General features: G+C 64.9%; 11 protein-coding genes and 4 riboswitches. Of the genes, 9 read left to right on the forward strand and 2 right to left on the reverse strand.

Features of this window, described 5'->3' with window-relative positions; genetic code table 11:
• Positions 1 to 11: 11 nt before the first annotated feature.
• From L4X63_RS03885 to L4X63_RS03905, 5 genes are all read left to right on the forward strand, one after another.
• Entirely contained in the window at positions 12 to 2252 is a 2241-nt protein-coding gene (locus L4X63_RS03885; RefSeq protein WP_250677273.1) for a hybrid sensor histidine kinase/response regulator, read from the forward strand.
• 270 nt (positions 2253 to 2522) lie between these two features.
• Positions 2523 to 3047, forward strand: a complete 525-nt coding sequence (locus L4X63_RS03890; protein ID WP_250677274.1) for an HPP family protein — start codon at positions 2523 to 2525, stop codon at positions 3045 to 3047.
• A gap of 185 nt (positions 3048 to 3232) precedes the next feature.
• Complete coding sequence (gene nifJ / locus L4X63_RS03895) at positions 3233 to 6949, forward strand: pyruvate:ferredoxin (flavodoxin) oxidoreductase (protein ID WP_250677275.1); 3717 nt, start codon at positions 3233 to 3235, stop codon at positions 6947 to 6949.
• Between the two features lie 518 nt (positions 6950 to 7467).
• A riboswitch (cyclic di-GMP riboswitch) is annotated at positions 7468 to 7544 on the forward strand.
• 135 nt (positions 7545 to 7679) lie between these two features.
• Positions 7680 to 7755: riboswitch (cyclic di-GMP riboswitch) on the forward strand.
• A gap of 63 nt (positions 7756 to 7818) precedes the next feature.
• Positions 7819 to 9021 carry an RCC1 domain-containing protein gene (locus L4X63_RS03900; protein ID WP_250677276.1) on the forward strand — a complete coding sequence of 401 codons (1203 nt, stop codon included), beginning with the start codon at positions 7819 to 7821 and terminating at the stop codon, positions 9019 to 9021.
• A gap of 145 nt (positions 9022 to 9166) precedes the next feature.
• Complete coding sequence (locus L4X63_RS03905; protein ID WP_250677277.1) at positions 9167 to 9442, forward strand: cytochrome c7; 276 nt, start codon at positions 9167 to 9169, stop codon at positions 9440 to 9442.
• Positions 9443 to 9561: 119 nt separating this feature from the next.
• Here L4X63_RS03905 and L4X63_RS03910 read toward each other — a convergent pair whose 3' ends face one another.
• Together L4X63_RS03910 and L4X63_RS03915 are read right to left on the reverse strand one after the other, a co-directional pair.
• Complete coding sequence (locus L4X63_RS03910) at positions 9562 to 10032, reverse strand: cytochrome C (RefSeq protein ID WP_250677278.1); 471 nt, start codon at positions 10030 to 10032, stop codon at positions 9562 to 9564.
• On the reverse strand, positions 10029 to 11333 hold the full coding sequence (locus L4X63_RS03915; RefSeq protein WP_250677279.1) for a hypothetical protein: 1305 nt from the start codon (positions 11331 to 11333) through the stop codon (positions 10029 to 10031). Before L4X63_RS03915 ends, L4X63_RS03910 begins: the two co-directional genes overlap by 4 nt.
• A 440-nt stretch (positions 11334 to 11773) precedes the next feature.
• On the opposite strand from L4X63_RS03915, the gene L4X63_RS03920 reads away from it, so the two are divergent.
• The 4 genes from L4X63_RS03920 (at position 11774) to L4X63_RS03935 (ending at position 21008) form a co-directional block, all read left to right on the forward strand.
• Complete coding sequence (locus L4X63_RS03920) at positions 11774 to 13060, forward strand: CxxxxCH/CxxCH domain c-type cytochrome (RefSeq protein ID WP_250677280.1); 1287 nt, start codon at positions 11774 to 11776, stop codon at positions 13058 to 13060.
• Positions 13061 to 13241: 181 nt separating this feature from the next.
• Positions 13242 to 13316: riboswitch (cyclic di-GMP riboswitch) on the forward strand.
• A 131-nt stretch (positions 13317 to 13447) separates the two neighbouring features.
• A riboswitch (cyclic di-GMP riboswitch) is annotated at positions 13448 to 13522 on the forward strand.
• A 103-nt stretch (positions 13523 to 13625) separates the two neighbouring features.
• Positions 13626 to 16367, forward strand: coding sequence for an Ig-like domain-containing protein (locus L4X63_RS03925; RefSeq protein ID WP_250677281.1), 2742 nt, complete (start codon positions 13626 to 13628; stop codon positions 16365 to 16367).
• A 187-nt stretch (positions 16368 to 16554) separates the two neighbouring features.
• Positions 16555 to 17763, forward strand: coding sequence for a hypothetical protein (locus tag L4X63_RS03930; protein WP_250677282.1), 1209 nt, complete (start codon positions 16555 to 16557; stop codon positions 17761 to 17763).
• Positions 17764 to 17978: 215 nt separating this feature from the next.
• Entirely contained in the window at positions 17979 to 21008 is a 3030-nt protein-coding gene (locus L4X63_RS03935; protein WP_250677283.1) for a cytochrome c3 family protein, read from the forward strand.
• Positions 21009 to 21011 lie beyond the last annotated feature (3 nt).

The raw sequence follows: 21011 nt of genomic DNA on the forward strand, positions 1-21011 counted from the left end.
CGGCAGACACCATGACCCGCTTCTCCCGATCCATATCGTTCTCCATCATGGCGATGGTGCTCACGGTGGTCACCGTCACCATGATCGCCGCGAGCTGCGTCTACTTCGTGCGGGAGCACGACGTCCGGTACGAGCGTCTCCAAAAGGAACTGAACGGCGCCGCCGCACAGCTCGCCTCCGGGCTGGCGGTCCCGGTCTGGAACTTCGACGACTACCAGATCGACCTCTTTCTGGACGGTTTCATGCACGATGCAACGGTGGCCTACATCGAGCTCGACGCGGAAGGGCAGCGTTTTTTGCGGGGACGCGGCGAAGGGTGGGAGGCGATCCGCGCCATCCCCGCCTCCACCAACCACGTCATCGAGGTACGGCGGCCGGTGGTCTTCGGCGGCAAGGAGATCGGCCGCATCCGGATCGCCTACACCCAGCGCTACATCCGTGAGGAGCTCTTCCGCAATACCGGGATCATGCTGGCGGTCATCCTCGTCCTCGATCTCGCCATCTGCGCGAGCCTTTATCTCATTCTCTCCCGATGGCTCCTCACCCCACTGGCGCTGCTCGACCAGTTCGCCGGCACCGTCATCGCCGGCGGCGACCACCGCTCCGTCCTCCCCCAGGCGAAGTTCCATGGTGAGCTCGGCACCCTGCGCGACTCGCTGGTTTCCATGGTCGATACCCTCGCCACCCGTTACCTCGAGAAGCAGCACGCCGAGGAGGCCCTGAGGGAGAGCGAGAACCGGCTTCAGCAGTTGAGCGACAACCTCTCGGACAGCGTGGTCTACCAGGTGGACTGCGGCGTAAGCGGCGAGACGCGCCGGTTCACCTACCTGAGCGCCGGGATCGAGCGCCTGCACGGGGTGAGCGCCGAGGCGGTCATGGCCGACCCCGGGATCCTCTACCGGCAGATCCACGAGGGGGACCGGGAGAGGGTCGCCAAGGCCGAGGCGGAAGCCATCGTCTCCCTGGAAACCTTCAGGCTGGAGATCCGGCTGCATTCCTCCGATGGTGCCAGCCGCTGGCTCCTCCTCACCAGCACCCCGCACCGCGACCGGCGCGGCCATGTCATCCTCGACGGCATCGAGATCGACGTCACCGAGCGCAGACAGCTGGAAGAACAGCTCCAGCAAGCCCAGAAGATGGAATCGGTGGGGAGGCTCGCCGGAGGGGTGGCCCACGATTTCAACAACATGCTCGGGGTGATCCTGGGCGCCGTGCACCTTTCGCTCGCCAAGGGGGCGGAGGGGGATATCAGGCACAACCTCATGATGATCCAGCAGGCGGCCGAACGGTCGAGCAACATCACCCGGCAGCTTTTGGCCTTCTCCCGCAAGCAGGTCATCGTCCCCAAGCCGGTCAACCTGAACACGTTCATCCTGGAATCGGTCAAGAACCTGGGGAGGCTCATCGGGGAGGACGTCAAGCTCGTCTTCCGCCCCTCGGTGGAGCTCTGGAACGTGCTGATCGATCCCTCCCAGGTGGACCAGATCCTGATGAACCTGTCGGTGAACGCCCGCGACGCCATGCCCAACGGGGGGACGTTGACCATCGAGACCGCCAACGTCCGGATCGACGGCGATTACAGCCACTTCCACCCCGACGCCGCCCCGGGCGACTACATCCAGCTCAGCATCAGCGACACCGGTTGCGGCATGAACGAGGAGATCCGGGAGCATATCTTCGAGCCGTTCTTCACCACCAAGGGGGTCGGGAAGGGGACCGGCCTCGGGCTCGCCATGGTGTACGGGATCGTCACCCAGAATAACGGCTTCCTCAACTGCTACAGCGAGCCGGGACAGGGGAGCGTCTTCAGGCTGTACCTTCCCCGTCTGCAACAGGAGGTGGCCGGCGACCGTGCCCCCGCCCAGGTGGCCCGTAACGGCAGCGGCACCATCTTGCTGGTAGAGGACGAGGAGATGCTGTTGTGGGCGACTACCAGGATGCTGGAGGATCTCGGCTACGTGGTGGTGCAGGCGAGCAGTCCCGGCCAGGCGCTGAAGCTCTGCGAAGAGGGCACCGCCTTCGACCTCGTGCTGACCGACGTGGTGATGCCCGGGATCAACGGGCGTGAGATGGCGGAACGGATCAAAGAGATGAGGCCCGGGGTCAAGGTGCTCTTCATGTCCGGCTATACCGCCGACCTCGTCGCCCAGCGCGGCATCATAGAGGAGGGGATGCACTTCATCTCCAAGCCACTCGATCTGCAAAAGTTGAGCGAGATACTGCATGAATTGATGCAGAAGCCTCTACGGTAAAAAACTCAAGAAACCTCTCCGGCATTCTCCGTTCCTTGACTCAGGTCAAGGTTTCCCCCCCTCCCCTTCCCGTATCATCCCCTTCCCGGCTATCGGTTACGGACGACGCCCTCCTCGACCTCCCGCCGAGTTCTGCCACCGTGCGCGCCGGGCAGGACGGGTGACGCCCGCCTTTCGGGAAACACGCGTGCCGATGGCGGTTGCGGAGGGGGGACCTCCGGGTGCCGCCGCTCGGCAGGAATGATTCACTTGTGGCATTAAGGAGGGGAGATGAAGACACGGCTGAAAAACGTTCCCATCAAGATGAAAGGCAGTCTGCGGGGGGCTCCCGAACCGGTGTCGATGAAATACGCGGTCTGGGGGCTGGTGAGCGGGATGAGCTCCATCCTCGCCATCTTCGCGATGACCCGCATGGCCGGATACCCTCTCCTGATCGGCTCCTTCGGCGCCTCCGCCGTCCTTTTATTCGGCGCCGACGAATCGCCGCTGGCCCAGCCCCGGAACCTGGTCGGCGGCCACCTCTTTTCCGCCCTGGTCGCGGTCGGCATCGTATCGCTCTTCGGCTCCACTCCGGAGGCGATCGCCTTCGCAGTCGGCATCGCCATCTTCGTCATGTATCTCACCCGCACCATCCATCCCCCGGGAGGGGCGACCGCCCTCATCGGCGTCCAGAGCCACGCGACCGCCCATTTCGTGCTGGTCCCGGTGCTATCGGGATCGCTGGTACTGCTGGCGGTGGCGCTTTTCACCAACAACGTGGTGTACCACCGGCAGTACCCGAAGAACTGGCTGTAAGCTTTCCTGCCGGATCCCCCTCCCCGCTCTTTAGCTTCCAAGCCCCCTGACCGCCAGGCCTCCCCAACCACACCCCTCTTGGCAGCCGCCGTCGGCGCCCGCACCGGTACCGGTGCGGGCGTTGACATCGACTTGATATTAAATATAATTAATCCTTCTTTTAATGCCTACCAAGGGGGATTTCCATGACAGCCAGAATGAAAACGATGGACGGCAACACCGCGGCGGCCCACGTAGCCTACGCAATGAGCGAGACGGCGGCCATCTACCCCATCACCCCCTCCTCCACCATGGCCGAGGTGGCGGACGAGTGGGCGGTCGAGGGACGGAAGAACATCTTCGGGCAGACCCTGCTGATCCGGGAGATGCAGTCCGAGGCGGGAGCCGCCGGGTCGGTACACGGCTCGCTGGTAGCGGGGGCGCTGACCACTACCTTCACCGCCTCCCAGGGGCTTTTGCTGATGCTCCCCAACATGTACAAGATCGCCGGCGAGCTCCTTCCCGGCGTCTTCCACGTCTCCGCCCGGGCGCTCGCCACCCACGCGCTCTCCATCTTCGGCGACCACCAGGACGTGATGGCGGCCCGCGCCACCGGCTTTGCCCTCCTTAGCTCCTCGTCGGTCCAGGAGTGCATGGACCTCGGGCTCGTGGCCCACCTGGCCGCCCTGGACGGGAGCGTCCCGTTCGTCCATTTCTTCGACGGCTTCCGGACCTCCCACGAGGTGCAGAAGATCGAGGTGATCGAATACGATCAGATGGCCGGTCTCGTCGACTTGGATAGAATCGCCCAGTTCCGTGCCCGGGCGATGAACCCGGAGCACCCCGAGCTCAGGGGGACCGCGCAAAACCCGGACATCTACTTTCAGGGCCGGGAGCGCTCCAATCCGTACTACCTTGCGCTTCCCTCGGTGGTCACCGCCTGCATGGAGAAGGTGGGGCAGCTGACCGGCCGACGCTACCGCCTGTTCGACTACGTCGGCGCCCCCAAGGCGGAGCGGGTGATCGTCACCATGGGCTCCTCCTGCGAAACGGTGGAGGAGGTGGTCCGGTACTACCAGCGGCAGGGGGAGAAGATCGGTCTCGTCAAGGTCCGCCTGTACCGCCCCTTCGACGCCACGGCTCTCCTGGCCGCCATTCCGGCCTCGGCCAAGAAGATCACCGTGCTCGACCGGACCAAGGAGCCCGGTGCGCTGGCGGAGCCGCTCTACCTCGACCTCTGCACCGCGTTTCTCGAGCGGGGAGGGAAGATTCCCGAACTCTATGCGGGGCGTTACGGGCTGGGGTCGAAGGAGTTCCGTCCCGTACACGTGAAGAGCGTGTTCGACAATATGGCGGGCCCCAACGGGAAACGGCACTTCACGGTGGGGATCGAGGACGACGTCACCAACCTTTCGCTCCCGGTCAAGGACACCGTCTCCACCACGCCGGAGGGAACCATCCAGTGCCGCTTCTGGGGGATGGGAGCCGACGGCACGGTGGGGGCCAACAAGGCGGCCATCAAGATCATCGGCGACAACACCGATCTCTTCGCCCAGGCCTACTTCGCCTACGATTCCAAGAAATCGGGAGGGATCACCGTCTCCCACCTGCGCTTCGGCAAGCATCCCATCCAGTCTACCTACCTGGTGGACGCCGCCGACTTCATCTCCTGCCAGAAGGCTCCCTACGTGCAGGTCTACGACGTCCTGGAAGGGATCAAGGAAGGGGGGACCTTTCTCCTGAACTCGCCCTGGAACACGGTCGAGCAACTGGAGGAGAACCTTCCCGCGGCCATGCGGCGCACCATCGCCTCCCGCAAGATCCGCTTCTGCAACGTGGACGCCATCGCCATCGCCGCCAAGGCCGGACTCGGTGGACGGATCAACATGATCATGCAGACCGCCTTCTTCAAGCTCTCCGGCGTGCTCCCCTTCGAGCAGGCGGTCGATCTCCTCAAGGACTCCATCCGCAAGGAGTATGGACGCAAGGGAGAACAGGTCGTCCAGATGAACCTCGACGCGGTGGACCTGGCGGTGGAAAGCCTGGTCGAGATCCGCTACCCCGAGGCATGGAAAAAGGCCGACGACCGGCGGGGGCTCGACTTCCGGCTCGAGCAGGAGATGCCGGAGTACATGAGGAAGGTGATCTTCCCGATCCTCCGCCAGAAGGGGGACGACGTCCCGGTCTCCGCCTTCGAGCCGGACGGCGCCTTCCCCGTTTCCACCGCCCGCTACGAGAAGCGCGGGGTGGCCATCAACGTGCCGGAGTGGATCAAGGAGAACTGCATCCAGTGCAACCAGTGCAGCTACATCTGTCCCCACGCGACCATCCGCCCCTTCCTCGCCACCGACGAAGAGATAGCCGCCGCACCGGCCAGTTACCAGACCATTTCCGCCATCGCCCGCGAGGTGAGGGGCCATCACTTCCGGATCCAGGTTTACCCGCTCGACTGCATGGGGTGCGGCAACTGCGCTGACATCTGTCCGGCCAAGCACTCCGCGCTGGTCATGAAGCCGATCGAGACCCAGCTGGTCCAGGAGGATAACCGCAAGTTCGCCGAGGCCCTTTCACCCAAGGGGCACCTGGTGAAGAGGGGGGCGGTGATCGGGAGCCAGTTCCAGCAGCCGCTCATCGAGTTTTCCGGCGCCTGTTCCGGATGCGGCGAGACCCCCTACGCCCGGCTCGTCACCCAGCTCTTCGGCGAGCAGATGATGATCGCCAATGCCACCGGGTGTACCTCCATCTGGGGGGCCTCGGCGCCGGTCAGCCCCTACTGCACCAATCATGAGGGGCACGGCCCGGCCTGGAACAACTCCCTCTTCGAGGACGCCGCCGAATTCGGCTACGGCTACCACATGGCGATCTCCCAGCGCAGGGAACGGCTTGCGTCACTGGTGCGGGCGGCGTCGTCGAAGGACCTTTCCAAACAGCTCAAGGATGGCTTCCACGCCTGGCTTCAGCACATGGACGACCTGGAGCTTTCCCGCCAGCATGCCGCGGTACTCAAACCGCTACTCAACGATGCCGGGGAGAAGGACCCGGTGCTCGCGGAGATCGCCCAGGCGGCCGATCTCTTCGCCAAGAAATCGATCTGGGTGTACGGCGGGGACGGGTGGGCCTACGATATCGGTTTCGGCGGGCTCGACCACGTGCTCGCCATGGGTGAGGACATCAACCTCCTCGTGATGGACACCGAGCTCTACTCCAACACCGGCGGCCAGTGCTCGAAGGCGACCCAGACCGGCGCGGTGGCCCGCTTCGCGGCAGCCGGGAAAAGGACCGCCAAGAAGGATCTCGGGAGGATGGCCATCAGCTACGGCTACGTCTATGTCGCCTCGGTGGCCATCGGCGCCGACAAGAACCAGACCCTGAAGGCCCTCATGGAGGCCGAAGCCTACCCGGGCCCGTCGCTGGTTATCGCCTATTCCACCTGCATCAACCAGGGGCTTCGGCGCGGGATGGGAAAATCGATCGAGGAGTCCCTGCTGGCGGTGAAATCCGGCTATTGGCCGCTGTACCGCTACAACCCACAGTTGCGCGGGCAGGGGAAAAACCCCTTCGTCCTGGAGTCCAAGGAGCCGGACGGGTCGCTGGAGAATTTCCTCTCCGGCGAGGTCCGCTACTCGATGCTCGCCCAGATGAACCCGGAGGGGGCGGCCGCTTTCCGCCGCCAGCTCCAGCAGGAGGTCGACGAGCGGTTCCGCATCCTGAGGGAGATGGCCGACTGGCAGCCGGCCAAGGGAGACGTCCCCCCCAAAGGAGGGCGCAGCCACGAGCACGTACCGGCAGCCGCAGGCGCCACCGAGGAACCGGCGCCGGTCTGTGTCACCGCCACCAGCGACCCGCGCTACAGCAGGCCTACCGAGCCCGAAGAGATGTGCGACGACGGCCGGGCCGGTATCGACAAGAAACTCGAAGAGTAGCCTCTCCTTCTTTCCCATTAGCTCAAATCCCTCTTCCCGCCCCCCCTCCCCTTCAAGGGGAGGGCTGGGGTGAGGATGGGGTCCTCTCCCCGCCCCTTCCTGTTCATCTTCTGCACACCCCCTGAATACCGCCTGCCCAGCGGCTGCTCATCCACCGGATTCTTCCTCATAGGACGTTCGAATAAATTCAAACACTTGTTTAAAATTTTACTTCGGCACCATAGTTGCTCTCTTCAAAGCTAAGAAAAAGTGTTAAAGATCCAGCAGTCACAGCCGAAAAGCTTGCCTATCTGTCAAAGGAATCCAGTATAAACCCGTTTTGACAGTGATGAACCAACCGGTAGGCCACCACGACTGACAGAGCCTTTTTCTACTGTCAGGGGCCACGGATTCAGGCAGGCAGACACCCCGGCCAAGCCGGTAACATTGAAAGAGGAGGTGAAGAGAGGACCAGTTGTTCCGCTTCCCGGGAGGGAAGCAACCCGCTGGCTATGACAGAGGCGGGACAAGCAGTGTGATAACGATACTACTAAACCATCCGCGAGGATGGGACGGAAAGCCCATTGGGTCTCTCTGAGACAGCCGGGATGCCGAATTATCGCCATGTGATGATTTTGCGGCACCCGGCTTTTTCGTTGGTGCATGGCGAGAAGTAGGAAAGGGGCGAAATCCTTTCCGGTGCATGGCACCGAGTCCGGATTGGCGGACCGGCGCCGTAATCCTTAGTGATAATCGATAATACTAAACCATCCGCGAGGGTGGGACGGAAAGCCCATGGGTCTCTCCGAGACAGCCGGGTCGCCGAACTATCGCGATTTCTCCGCTTCCGATTGAGGAGGCGGACCTAATCAATCATTAAGGAGTCGGTCATGTTGAGAATCAATGGGAAATCCTCGCAGGTAAGAAACTCTCTCCTCAAATGCGCGGCCCTGGCCGCCCTGACCGCCGGTGCCTTGTACGCCGGCTCCGGCCGCGCCTCCGCTGCCACCGCCTGGTACGCCTCCGGGAGCAATCACACCCTGGTATTGAAAGCCGACGGTTCGGTCTGGGCGGTCGGCAAGAACAACTACGGCCAACTCGGCAACGGCACCACGAACTGGTGGAAAACCCAGGAACCGCAGCAGGTCAAAGGAATCAACGAAGTCGTAGCGGTTGCGGCTGGCGGCGGTCATTCGGTGGCGCTCAAAAAGGACGGGACTGTCTGGGGCTGGGGGTATAACGGTGCAGGCCAGCTCGGCCAGGGGTGCGGCGGCAACAGCTCCGTCCCCGTGCAGGTGCTCGGGCTCTCCCACATCAAGGCCATCGCCGCGGGGCAGAGCCACGTCGTGGCGCTGAAAGACGACGGCACCGTCTGGTCGCTCGGGAATAACCGGATCGGGCAGCTTGGCGACGGCTCCAAGGAAAAGTCGCGGGTTCCGGTGATGGCCAGCGGGCTCCACGACGTGGTGGCCATCGCCGCCGGCGGGTTCCACACCATGGCGCTCAAGGCGGACGGCACGGTCTGGAGCTGGGGCTACAGCGCCCAAGGTGCCCTCGGTACCGGCCGCGTCGCTGACAGCGGCACCGGCGTTCCCACCCTGGTGAGCGGCCTTTCCGGAATCAAGTCCATCGCCGCCGGATTGCACCACAGCGTGGCGCTCGCCAAGGACGGCAGAGCCTATGCCTGGGGGAGTAACGAGGCCAGCCAGCTCGGCGAAAACGGGACCGTGACGGCCAGTGCCCGCCCGGTGGCGGTAGCCGGGATCGATAACGTCGTCGACATCACCGCCAAAGCCAACCACACCATCGCGCTGCGCGAAGACGGCTCGGTCTGGGCCTGGGGCGACAAGGGGGCCGGCGAATGGGGTAACGGCAACTCGATGAGCGGCAGCGATGTCCCGGTACGGATGCACGGCGTGAGCGGCGCGACCAAAGTCGCCGCCGTGGTGAATCCGTCAACCGTCACCGCCCCTTCCGCCAACTTCCTCGCCCGCCTGCAGGAGCAGGAATCCGGCACCGCGCTCGCCAAGGAAGACACCACCGTCAAGGGTGACCTGGTAGCCATGTTCCTGGGCTCCATCGAAGCGAAGTGATTATCTGTCCTCCCTCCCGGGGGGAGAGGGAATGTCCCGAGACCGGCGCCCTCTCCTTCCGGGAGAGGGTGTCCGAAGGCCGGGGTGAGGGTGCCGGGCTAAAGGCCGGTGAATCTCGAAGTTGCCAACCAAAGGAGATGCAAATATGAAAAGGGAAGTTTTCTTGGCGATAGCGGCACTGGTACTGGCAGGAGCGGCTCACGCCGCGGAGGTGATGGAGTTCCCGGCCTCCAAGGGGAAGGTTATCTTCCCGCACAAGAAGCACCAGGAGATGCTGAGGGACTGCACGAAGTGCCACGAGAAGGGACCGGGGAAGATCGCGGATCTTGGCCAGAAGTGGGCCCACAAGACCTGCCGGGGATGCCACCAGGAGCTCGGGAGAGGACCGACCGCCTGCACCGGCTGTCACCACAAGGACTAACGTTCCCCCTCCCCTTGAGGGAGGGGCAGGGGGTGGGGGAACTATCCACGGAGTGCCAGTGGCTGGCCTCCCCCCCACCCTGTCCCTCCCCCTCAGGTGGGGAGGGGAGGTAACCCGGATTATCTATGACACCTGACGCACTTCTCGTTGTTGGCGCGGCCGTGGCAGCGGTAGCAGCTGGTCGGGTCGACCTTGCCGTCGATCATGTGAACGGAAAGGTAATCGCCCCGGTGGATGAGCTCCCGGTCCGGCCGGTTCCCGAGGAAGACGGAGGGCTTGATCTCGCGCTCGTTGGCGTGACAGGTGTTGCAGAAGGAAGCCTTGTGGCAGATCTCGCAAAGCTTACCGTCCTGCGCCGCGTAGAACCGGTGCTGACGGATGAACTCGGTCGTGTGCTTGAAGGTGGTAGGCCCCTTGGCAACCCCCTTGATCTGGTCCTCGTGACACTCGACACAGTCGGGACGCCCTTCGCCCAGCGCCTCGGGGTGCCAGGCGGGGAGGCTTTCCTGCTTGGAGATCACGGCGCAGGCGCCGATGGTGAGCATGCCGCTCACCGCCACTACTATGCCGAAGAGCTTTGCGCCGGTCATTTGTTCGCTCCTTTGCTCTCTGAAATATAGTTGAAGGTCAACCGCACGAGCCCGCGCACGTCGTCGGTGGCCCACGGGTTCCTGCTGTAGCTGACTTCGCCGGACAGCGCCAGGGCGGGGATGATCCGCCAGCCGGCCGAGGCGACCGCTTCGTAGGCGTTCTTGACCTGGTAGAGGCTCGACTTGAAGAGCTGGGCGATCCCGTCCACGCTCCCCTGGTACCGCCCGTTGTCATACATGCAGTATCCGCGGATCTCGTGGTACGAGTTGAACCCGGTGGCCCCTTCCACGCGATGGTAGGAAACCCCGGGGCGGACCTTCTTGTCCAGGAAGTTCAGCCGGAGATCGGCGCCGTAACGGTTCGAGTCGCCGTTTAAGTTCTGGTCGATGCTGTCGCTTCGCTTGATGTGCCGGAAGTCGCCGGTGACGTCGACGGGGGCCGCCACGTTCCAGGTGACCGCCCCACCGTAGGACTTCACTTTACCGCCGAGGTCCGGGTTGAAGAGGGACCGCAGGTTGGAGGCGGAGAAATAATGCGCGAGATCGGCGTCGTTGTAAAGCCCGGACACGGTCACGTTCTTCAGCGGGAAGAGCTTCAGCTGGTAGCTCTGCTCGGCCATCCCGTCGGTGGAGGCATCGTAGGATCCGCGTCCGTTCAACTCGACGTGCTTCTCCGGACGGAGCCAGAAGTCTCCTCCCACGAGCTCGCGGTCGTACTTGTTGCCGGTGAGCGGCTCGTAGATGCCGCCCTTCTCGTGCACGCCGGAGATCCCGACCTCCAGGATGGAACCGTACGCGTAGCTCCCCCTGCCACCGGCGATGAAGCTCCCCTTGGTGTTGCTCCCCCGGTCGAGCTTCACCGGAGCCCCGGCAAAGGCGGAGAGGGCGAATCCCTTGGCCAGGTCGGTGCGGCCCGCCACCCCGTCCAGCTGTTCGGAGGCGATCCCCTCGTTGACCACGAAGCGCCCCGCCTTCAGATCGCCGTTGGCCCGGGCGAAGCGGTAGCGGAGGTAGCCATAGGAGAGCTCGCCGTCGTTTTTCTTCTCGCCGGTGCTCGAATCGCCCAGGTCCACCCGCTCCCACCCGTACAGGTGCAGCGAGAGGTTGCCGTCGGCCAGCTTGTCGACGTCGACCCCGGCGAACTGGGTAAACGGTGCCACGGTCTGCTTCTCGAAACCGGGAGTGGCCCGCTGCTCGAGGCGGAAGATGGAGGTGCCGTCGGCCTGGAAGTCGACCGCGAAGGCAAGCGAAGGTACAAGCGTAGTGAGTGCCAGCGCCGAGGTTAGCCCCTTTTTCTTCATCTTGATACTCCTTGGACTGAAGGAATCGCGGTAGGAAGGTTTGAGAAATTGTAACGGACAAACCGCGACTGTCAAAAAATTGGGGGCCGTTGGATCTGTAACATCCCTTATCCAAAGGAAAAAATTGTAGTTGCAGAAGTGGAAACGGGATTTGACATAGCTGCGCCGCTTTCATTCGAAGGCAGTTCCATATGATTAGTTACTATTAATTTACCAGCAGTACCAGAGTTTGATCCGTTCTTTGACTATTTGAAAAACTGACTGTGTTTTTAGCTGCTTATGCCTGTACCACGAGGCGCTGAAAGTGCATGAAATTTGCGGGATTCAGGACATACCGTATAATGTCCCCATCGGCACCGGAAAAGGTGCAGTCTGAGACTGTCCAGCATTGCCTAAGGCCCGGACGAACCGGTCGAATCCCTGCCCCGATGGAGTTGAACATGCCCAAGACAAACCTGCGCCTTTACTGGTCGGCCCTCTTCGTGTCCCTGCTCGCGCTGGGAGGCTGCGCCAAAGACAACGCCAGCGCCCCTGCCCTGACGGAATCGGGCCAGCACCCGGCCAACTGGGTGGTGGCCCACCGCGCCGCCTACCAGGCGTCGCCGAGCAGCTGTGGCCAGTGCCACGGAGGACCAGGATTCGACACCTCGCCCGCGGTAAGTGGCGGGATCGCGCAGGTCAGCTGCTTCTCCACCAGTTTCGGGGCGCTCACCTGCCATGCCGGAGGCCACGCTCCCCGGCTGGCCCCCCATCCGGTCCCCTTCACCGATCCGGCCCAGCACGGACCTTTGGCCAAACAGGACCTGACCTTCTGCCAGACCTGCCATGCCGCCCAGACCGGACCGGGGACCAATCCGCGCTTCAACCTCCCGATCGGCTCGCTCACCACCGGGTGCGAGGGTTCCGGCTGCCACCTCCCGAACATGGCCCATCCCACACCGTGGCAGCAGGGGGCGGTCGCCAACACCAAGGGGCACGCCAGCGCCGGGAACTTGGCCAACGCCTGCACCCTTTGCCACGGGGTAGCGCTGGCGGGGGGGGTAGGTCCGGCCTGCTCGAGCTGCCACACCTCGCTCACGGCGGGGGCGGTCCCGGTGCTCGGTGCCTGCGTCTCCTGCCACAGCGCGCCCCCCAGCGGGAGCTCGTTCCCGAACGTGGCGGGCGCCCACCTCGCGCACAACGCCTTGGCCGAGGTCGCCAACGTCTGCAGCACCTGCCATAACGGCGGGGGGAGCGGTACCGCCAGCCACGGTTCCGGCACGGTCACCCTGGCGGTGCTCGCCACCTACAACGCCAACGGGGGAACCGCCACCTACATCCCCGCCAGCGGAACCTGCGCGAGCGTGAGCTGCCACGGCGGCATCCAGACTCCCAACTGGCAGAGCGGGCAGATCGACGTCGCCACCCAGTGTACGAGCTGCCACACGGCCGGGACCTCGCAGGGGGTGCCCCAGAACAACAGCTACTTCTCCGGGCTCCACGATTTCCACCTCAGCCCGCAGCAGGTAGGACTCCTCTGCACCGACTGCCACGACGCCGCCATCCTCACGGCGCCGACCACCCCGGGGCACTTCAGCGGTCTCAAGACCGCCGCCTTCGAACTGGCACCGTCGGCGACCATCAGGAGCGTCGTCAACTACAACGCGGTGCAGCATACCTGCTCGCCGCAGAACAACGGGACGAACTTCTCATTCACGGCATGCCATGCCACCAGGACGTGGCAATGACATAGGCGAAACGGTCCGTACTCACAGCAGAAGCCCTGTGCCAAAGGGGCAGCCGGGATAACTTCAGCTGTGACAATAGAAAATAATTCCGAGACTTTCGGCAGAACACGTCGATCTTTGACAAAAAAAGTTTTGACTTTTTTCGGCGACTTCAGATAGCATCGGAAAAAACGCAGGTGATACACGACAATACTAAACCATCCGCGAGGGTGGGGCGGAAAGCCTAGGGTCTCCACGAGACAGCCGGGTTGCCGAAATATCGCAGGATATTTGCAGGCAATCCGGCTTTTTGATGCCTGGTTGAATTTCACAGAATATCGTTTTACAGCGGTGCAGAAAACGATTCGTGTCGCGACCTCCAGTCCGGCTCGAAACTCACAATTCGATAGACGACAATACTCAACCATCCGCGAGGGTGGGGCGGAAAGCCTAGGGTCTCCCCGAGACAGCCGGGTTGCCGAAATATCGTTTGATATTATTTCGTCAATCCTTTTTTTGTCTCAATGTCGGCTGTTTGAGAGTTTCAGAGTCGTCCGGTTTCAACCGGGCGGGAGGTTTGCAGACAATGGTATTCGGCAGGAAATGCGGCGGCGCCCGAGCGGTGGCTACCTTCTTCAGCGTACTTTTTCAGCTGTTCGGGCTGGCGGTAGTGGCCGGCGCGGTTCCCGTCCCGGTGGTGACCCCGCTCCCTTCGCTCGCGGGAGGGCTCTCCACCCCGGTGAGGGTGGCAACCGACGGCAACGGCAACCTTTTCGTCACCGATCCGCGTGGCGGAGGGGTGCTGGAATTCTCCGCCGCCGGGGCGCCGGTCAAGGTCATCCCCACCGCCGGGAACCCGCAGGGGATCGCCGTTACCCTCTCCGGTAACCTGGTGGTGACCCTCGGCGACCACGCGAGCATCATCGACCTCAACGGACAGGAAGCCGCCAAGCTCGGCGCCGCCACCGGCCAGTTCAAGATGGCCAACGGGGTGGCGGTCAATGCCGACGGCCTCATCTACGTGGTTGACAGCCTCAACGACTGCGTCCAGGTCTTCTCCCCCCAAGGCACCCCCGTCACCCAGCCCAACGCCTCCCCCGGCAAGCCCGCCAACAGCTTCGGAAGCTCCGGTAGCGGCAACGGGCAGTTCGCCACCCCGACCGGCATCAGCTACGAAAAGAGCTCCAAACAGCTGGCGGTGGCCGACACCCTCAACGGGCGGGTCCAGTTCTTCGATCTCTCCGGCAACTACCAAAAGACCATCGGCACCCTCGGTTCCGGCCCGCTCCGCTTCACCGCCCCCCAGGCAACCGTCTTCGAGTACGGCGGCGGCAACCTCAAGCGGATGTACGTGGTCGACTGCTTCCAGAACACCCTGCAGGCCATCGACCCCACCGGCAACGGCAGTTTCCTGAGCTCGCTCGGAAGCTACGGCTCGGGCACCGGGAAGGTGACCTCCCCCTCGGACGCCGTCTTCGATCCCGCCAGCGGCAAGCTCTTCGTCGTCAACTCCACCGCCAAGCTGGCGGTATTCTCCATCGCGGATCCCCCGCCTTCTACCGGCGGCGGCTCGCCCCCCCCGGGGACCCTCGCGCTGACCGTCAACGCGGTCCCGGCCACCACCGCCAGCTCCACGCTGGTCATCTCCGGCACCGTCACCGCCGGCGCTACCGTCCAGGTCACCGTCGGCAACGGCGCTCCCGTCAGCGCCACCGTCACCGGCGGCAACTGGAGCGCGACCCTCTTCGGGCTCGCCACCGGGAGCAACCAGCTGACGGTGACCGCCTCGGACAGCGCAGGCAACCACCTAGCGCAGGGGGCAACCGTCTCCTACAACCCGGCCGCGCCGGTCATCACCGTCGCCACGGCCACCATCCTCATCAACCAGACCAGCCAGACCGTCTCCGGCACCATGTCGCAGGGGGCCACCGTCACGGTGACCGTCTCGGGTAACGTCCTGGCCGGACCGGTCCGCTACCCGACCGCCACCAGCTGGGCCTGCGACCTCGTCTCGCTCGCCCAGGGGAGCAACCAGGTGGTCGCCACCGCCACCGCCGCCAACGGCGCCTCCTCGCAGGTCACCGAAAACGTGGTGGTCGACAGCGTTCCCCCGCTCCTGGCGGTCTCCACTCTCAGCGACGGCAGCGTCACCGGCATACCGATGCAGAACGTGGAAGGTACCGTTTCCGACGCGAACCTCAACAAGGTGACCGTCAACGGGACCACCGTCCCGGTGGTGAACGGGATCTTCACCTATCAGCTTCCGCTGGTGGCAGGCACCAACAACGTCACCGTGACTGCCAGCGACCTGGCCGGCAACCAGAGCCGCGACCTCCGCACCGTTAAGCTCGCCGCCCTGGCTCCCCAGCTCGCGCTGACTGCGCCGGCCGACAACGCGGTGGTCACCGCCTCCTCGCTCGCCGTGACCGGCGCCGCCTCCGCGGGTACCACGGTCACCGTTGGCGGCACTCCGGTCCAGCTCTCCAACGGGAGCTTCTCCACCACGGTCACCCTCCTGCCCGGGCTGAACACCATCGAGGTGACCGGTACCGACGCCAAAGGGAAGCTGACCGCGCTCAAGCGCTCGATCGTCTACCAGCAGCAGGGGCCGGACCTCTCCGTCTCCCAGCCGGGCCAGGATACCGCCACCAACCAGACCGCCCTGACGGTGAGCGCCAACTCGGCGGCCGCAGCCTCCATGACCGCCACCGTGAACGGCACGAGCACCCCGCTCACCCAGGCCAACGGAAGCTACAACCTCGTTCTGAGCGGTTTGGCCGACGGCAGCTACCGGGTGGTGGTCACCGCCACCGACTCCGGCGGCCTGACCGCCAGCTCGGTACGCACCATCCTGGTGGATACCGTGCCGCCCCAGCTCACCATCGACCCGGTCGCCTCGGCGGCGGCCACCCAGCTCTCCGGCACCGCCGAGCCGGGGGCCTTACTCTCCGCCTCCGACAAGAGCGGCCCGGTGGGGATCATGACGGTCGCCGCGGACGGAAGCTGGACCCTCGACCTCTCGGCCGGCTACGACAGCGCCACCATCGCGGTGAGCGCCCGCGACGCCGCCGGCAACGTGACCACCAAGAGCCCGAGCCTCGTCCAGAGCGTCCCCGACGGCGACCTGACCGGCGACGGCAAGGTGGACATCGCCGACGCCATGAGGGCCATGCAGATCGCCGCAGGGTTCATCACCCCGACCACCCGCGACATCGCCCACGGCGACGTGGCCCCGCTGGTCAACGGCAAGCCCTCGCCGGACGGCGTCATCGACATCGCCGACGTGGTCGCCATCCTCAGGAAGGCGGTAGGGCTCGTCACCTGGTAACAACCTGACGGCCCCGGCACTGTCACAGGTGCCGGGGCCACTGGATCAAAGCGGCCTAGACTACTGAAATTATTGATCCCGGCTGACAGATTTAAAATCCATGTTAGCATTTTGATAATCCCCTCTCTTGTCCGACCCCGTCCTGAGAGAAAGCGGGTTGAGACAAGATGCTTGTGAGAGGACACCAATGAGTAAGAAACTGTTCCCCAACAAACTGATTGCCTTGTGCAGCCTCACCATCTCCCTTTTCGCCCTGGCCGGCTGCGGCGGAGGAGGCTCCGGCACCGCCCCGGCCTCCGGCGTCACCACGACGGTGACCGGCGTCGCCTCCAAGGGGCCCATCGCCAACGGGACGGTGAAGATCTTCGCCATCAACGCCGACGGCTCCAAGGGGCTTCTGACCACCGTCCCCACCGGGGCGGACGGTTCCTACAGCGCCACCATCAACTACACCGGTCCCATCTACCTGGAGGCGAGCGGAAGCTACCTCGACGAGGCGACCGGGCTTACCAAGACCATCGACCCGGCCACCCCCTTGCGGGCGGCCCTGGCCTCGGCCTCCGGCACGGTGGCGGTAGCGGTGACCCCGCTCACCGACCTCGCGGTGCAGAAGGCCGCCACCCTCACCCCGGTCAGCATCACGGCCGCCAACCAGCTGGTCAGCCAGCTCTTCAAGGTGGACATCATCGGCGTCCAGCCGGTGGCCCCCACCCAGGCTGCTTTCACCGCCCCAGCCACCACCCAGCCCCAGCGTGACTACGCGCTGGCGCTGGCCGCCCTCTCGGAGATGGCCACCACCTCCGGCGGGGTCAGCCAGACCGTCAGCACGCTCGCCTCGGCCCTCGGGGCCGGGACCACCCTTCCGGCGGCCACCGCCCAGCAGGTGACCGGCGCCCTCTCCAACTATCTCGCTTCCCCCAATAACACCACCCCGGTGACCAGCATCGCCCAGACCAACCTGGTCAACCTCGGGGGAGGAAGCGTCTCCGTCACAATCTCCACCACCGGAACTCTCCCGGCCGGATCGCTGATCGGCGGGATACAGCTTACCCTGGCGCTTCCTGCCGGGGTCACCGTCAAGGCCGACCCGTCCAACGGCGCGCTCCTGTCCGGCGTCCTCACCCCTTCGGGGGTGCTGAGCAGCAGCAGCCCGCTTGGCTTCGCGCGCTACGTGGCTGCCCAGGGGAGCGCACCGGCCACGGTAACGCTGGATTTCGCTCAGCAGAATGGCTTTGCAGCCGGTCAGTTCGCCACCCTTATCTGCGACTATCCTGCGGGGACGACGCCGCCGGCCGCGAATCAGTTCGCGATCCAGACCTACAAGGTGGTCGATACGACGACCGCGGATCTCAACAAGAACCAGAACGTCATCGGTATCTCGCTCCAGGTGCAGTAGCGCGGGAGCAGACCTAAGACCGCATCATCGACACTAACGGGGCCCCCTGCCGCACAGGCGGGGCTCTCCGATAAAAACGGCCGCCCCTTCGCGACAGCGCGGGGGCCGGTCCGCTCTCCGGAACCCGCGGCCATTGCCGCGACGGGTCCCCGAGAGGGCGGTTTGAAAAGCATCAAAGCTGTGAGGTCCGCGCGGCGGACGAACTGGGAGGGGGAATGAAGAAGCGAGTAGCGGCAGGTATTCTGGGGGGCGTCATCCTCACCATGCTGGGGATCGGCGTGGCGCTGGCCAACGATCCTCCCCATGACGCGAGCAACGGCATCCAGTGCGTGAACTGCCATACCGCCCAGGGGATCACCGGGGCGGACTCCTACGTCAACGTCTGCCTGAGCTGTCACCGGCTGGGGATGCCGCGCGGGGGGAGGCTGCCGTTTGCGCCGAGCGACCAGGCCAATCCCTTCGGGAACCTGACCACCACCTTCGCGGGCACCGCCTACCAGATCTCCCATTCCTGGTCGGGACCGGACAACGTCCCGGCGGCCGGGGCGCAGGCCCCCTCCTCCCCCGAACTCAACGCGAGCAAAGTGACCGGGATGCTCGCCTGCACCCGCTGCCACGATCCCCATACCCAGGCCAATCCTCCGTACCTGAGGCTTCCCAACGACCGCGACCAGCTCTGCCTCGACTGCCACCGCTCCCGGAACGTCCAGGACCACCGGCTGGGGAGCCACCCGGTCAACTTCAACTACACGAGCGCCACCTCCAAGGCCAAGCTCTACCCGGCCCTGTACAATAACCCGCCCCTCAACGCCAACCCGGCCAACCCGACCTCGGCCATCCAGTTCAAGGGGGGGACGCTCCTTTGCTCGAGCTGCCACGGGGTCCACTTCGCCGACTCCAACAGCGCCACCTTCGACGGCTTCTCCTCGTACCGCAGCCTCACCCCGTCGGCAGGATACCTCCTGCGGACCGACTTCAAAGGGGCGACCGCTGCCTCGCTCAACATCTGCACCAACTGCCACGTGAAGAAAAACCACAACGGCAAGAACCAGAACGTGCAGTGCGTAGACTGCCACGGCGCCCACGTGGACGTCGGCGACGGGAGCGCCCCCAACACCTTCCTGATCCGCCGCTACATGAACGTCTCCACCGCGGCCGGGGCGGTCCGGGGCGGCAAGGTCATCTTCCAGGGGTACACCCAGCCGGTCGGCAACTATAAGGACGCCAACGGCACCGGTGTCTGCCAGGGATGCCACCAGGTCCCCACCGGACCCAACTACCCGACCGAGCATACGCTGGCCACCGCCACCGCGGCGACCTGCAACCCGTGCCACTCGCACGCGAACCCGGCCGGGGCCTTCTCCTTCTCCACCGCCGGCTGCTCGGCCTGCCACGGCTATCCCCCGCGGGCGAACCACGCGGGCGGCCCCGACGGCTACGCCGCCAACTACGCCAACTCCCCGGCCTTCAAGGACGAGTCGCTCACCCCGCACGTCTCCCACGCGGGAGGTGCCCCCGGGAACTACGCCTGCGGCCAGTGCCACCAGGGTAACAGCCACGCCTCCGGCACCTTCCAGGACGTCTTCATCGACACCACCGGGATCCTCTCCGGGAGCGCCGCCACCTACAACGCATCGAGCGCCACCTGCAACTCGGTCTACTGCCACTCCAACGGCGCGCCCAGAAACGGGAGCACCGTCTTCAAGCCGGTCACCTGGACCAACGGCAAGGGGACCATCGTGGGGACCGCCGGCGAATGCTCGGCCTGCCACGACGCCCGCCCCACCACCAACGCCCACGGCAAGCACCTGACCCGCGGCTACGCCTGCGCCACCTGCCACGCCGCCACGGTCAGCTCCGATACCACCATCCTCGACCCCTCCCAGCACGCGGATGGGGTGAAGACGGTCTCCTTCGGAAGCTCCCAGCCGCTCACCGCCTCGCTCGCCTGGATCCAGGGGAGCGCCACCTGCCTCGGCGGCAAGTGCCACTCGGACGGCCGCGGCGGCGCCCCGGTCACCGTCCCCAACTGGCTGGATGCCACCACCGGCGCCTGCGGGTCGTGCCACGCCCAGGCCCCGGCCACCCTCTCCCATCCGGTCCACTTCAACGGCGTCTACGGACCCCAACTCGGGAGCGCGGTGAACGCCTGCCAGAGCTGCCACGTCTACACCACCGACACCGCCGCCACCCACGTGAACGGGACGGTGGACGTCGTAAACGCCACGGGCTCCGCCTGCGCCCTCTGCCACCCGGGGACCATCCCCTCCTGGGGGAGCGGACGGCTTGCCTGCACCTCGTGCCACGCGGCCACCCCGTCGCAGCTTCCCAACGGTGTCCAGGCCCCCTACTTCGCCTCCTTCGCCGGTGCCGGGCACGGCCAGTTCGCCGCCTCTAACGCCTGCACCGCCTGCCACGACCAGAACGCCCCGCACATCGCCGGGACCCTCGGGGTCAACACCAGGCTCCTCTTGACCAACGACAACAACCTCTGCGCCTCCTGCCACAACGATCCCACCAAGGTGACCACGGCGGCGCGCCAGAACATGGTCTCCCACGTGACCGTCAAGGGGGGAGCCGCCACCAGCGACTGCAAGTCCTGCCACGACGTGCATGGCTCCGCTAACCTGCACATGATCAAGACCACCATCAACGGGGTCGCGGTCTCCTTCACCAACATCTCCTCGGGCTTCGTCCAGACCTCGGCGCCGTACCAGGGGCTCTGCCAGGTCTGCCACACCCAGACCAACCACTGGAGAAGCGGCAACGCCCCCGATGGGCACCCGACCAAGTTCTGCCTCAACTGCCATAACCACAAGGCTTCTGCCGCCTTCCGGCCGAGCACCGGCTGCGACTCCTGCCACGGCTACCCGCCGGTTCCTGCAGGCTTCACGGGTACCTCCGGCAACTACTCGAGCGCCCGGACCGAGGACTACCCCGGCGGCGGCGGCGCCCACCTCTTCCACTTGAAGCCGGGGATCCGCCCCGCCGACGGCTGGGTCAACTGCACCGGCTGCCACGGCAACGGCTCGCTCTCACCGGCCACCCACACCATGGTGCTCCCGGTCACCCCGAGCAAGATCACCATCGACCCGGCGGACCGCTTCCGCTTCAATCCCGGCCTTCCGCTGGGGCCGGGATCCTACAGCGGCCAGCTGCTCGATAACGGCGCCAATACCACGGGTAGCTGCAATAACGTGAGTTGTCATTTCAAACCCTCCAAGAGGTGGAGCACGGTTAGGTAGCAC

The organism is Geomonas sp. Red32, assembly GCF_023652955.1.
Classification (GTDB): domain Bacteria; phylum Desulfobacterota; class Desulfuromonadia; order Geobacterales; family Geobacteraceae; genus Geomonas.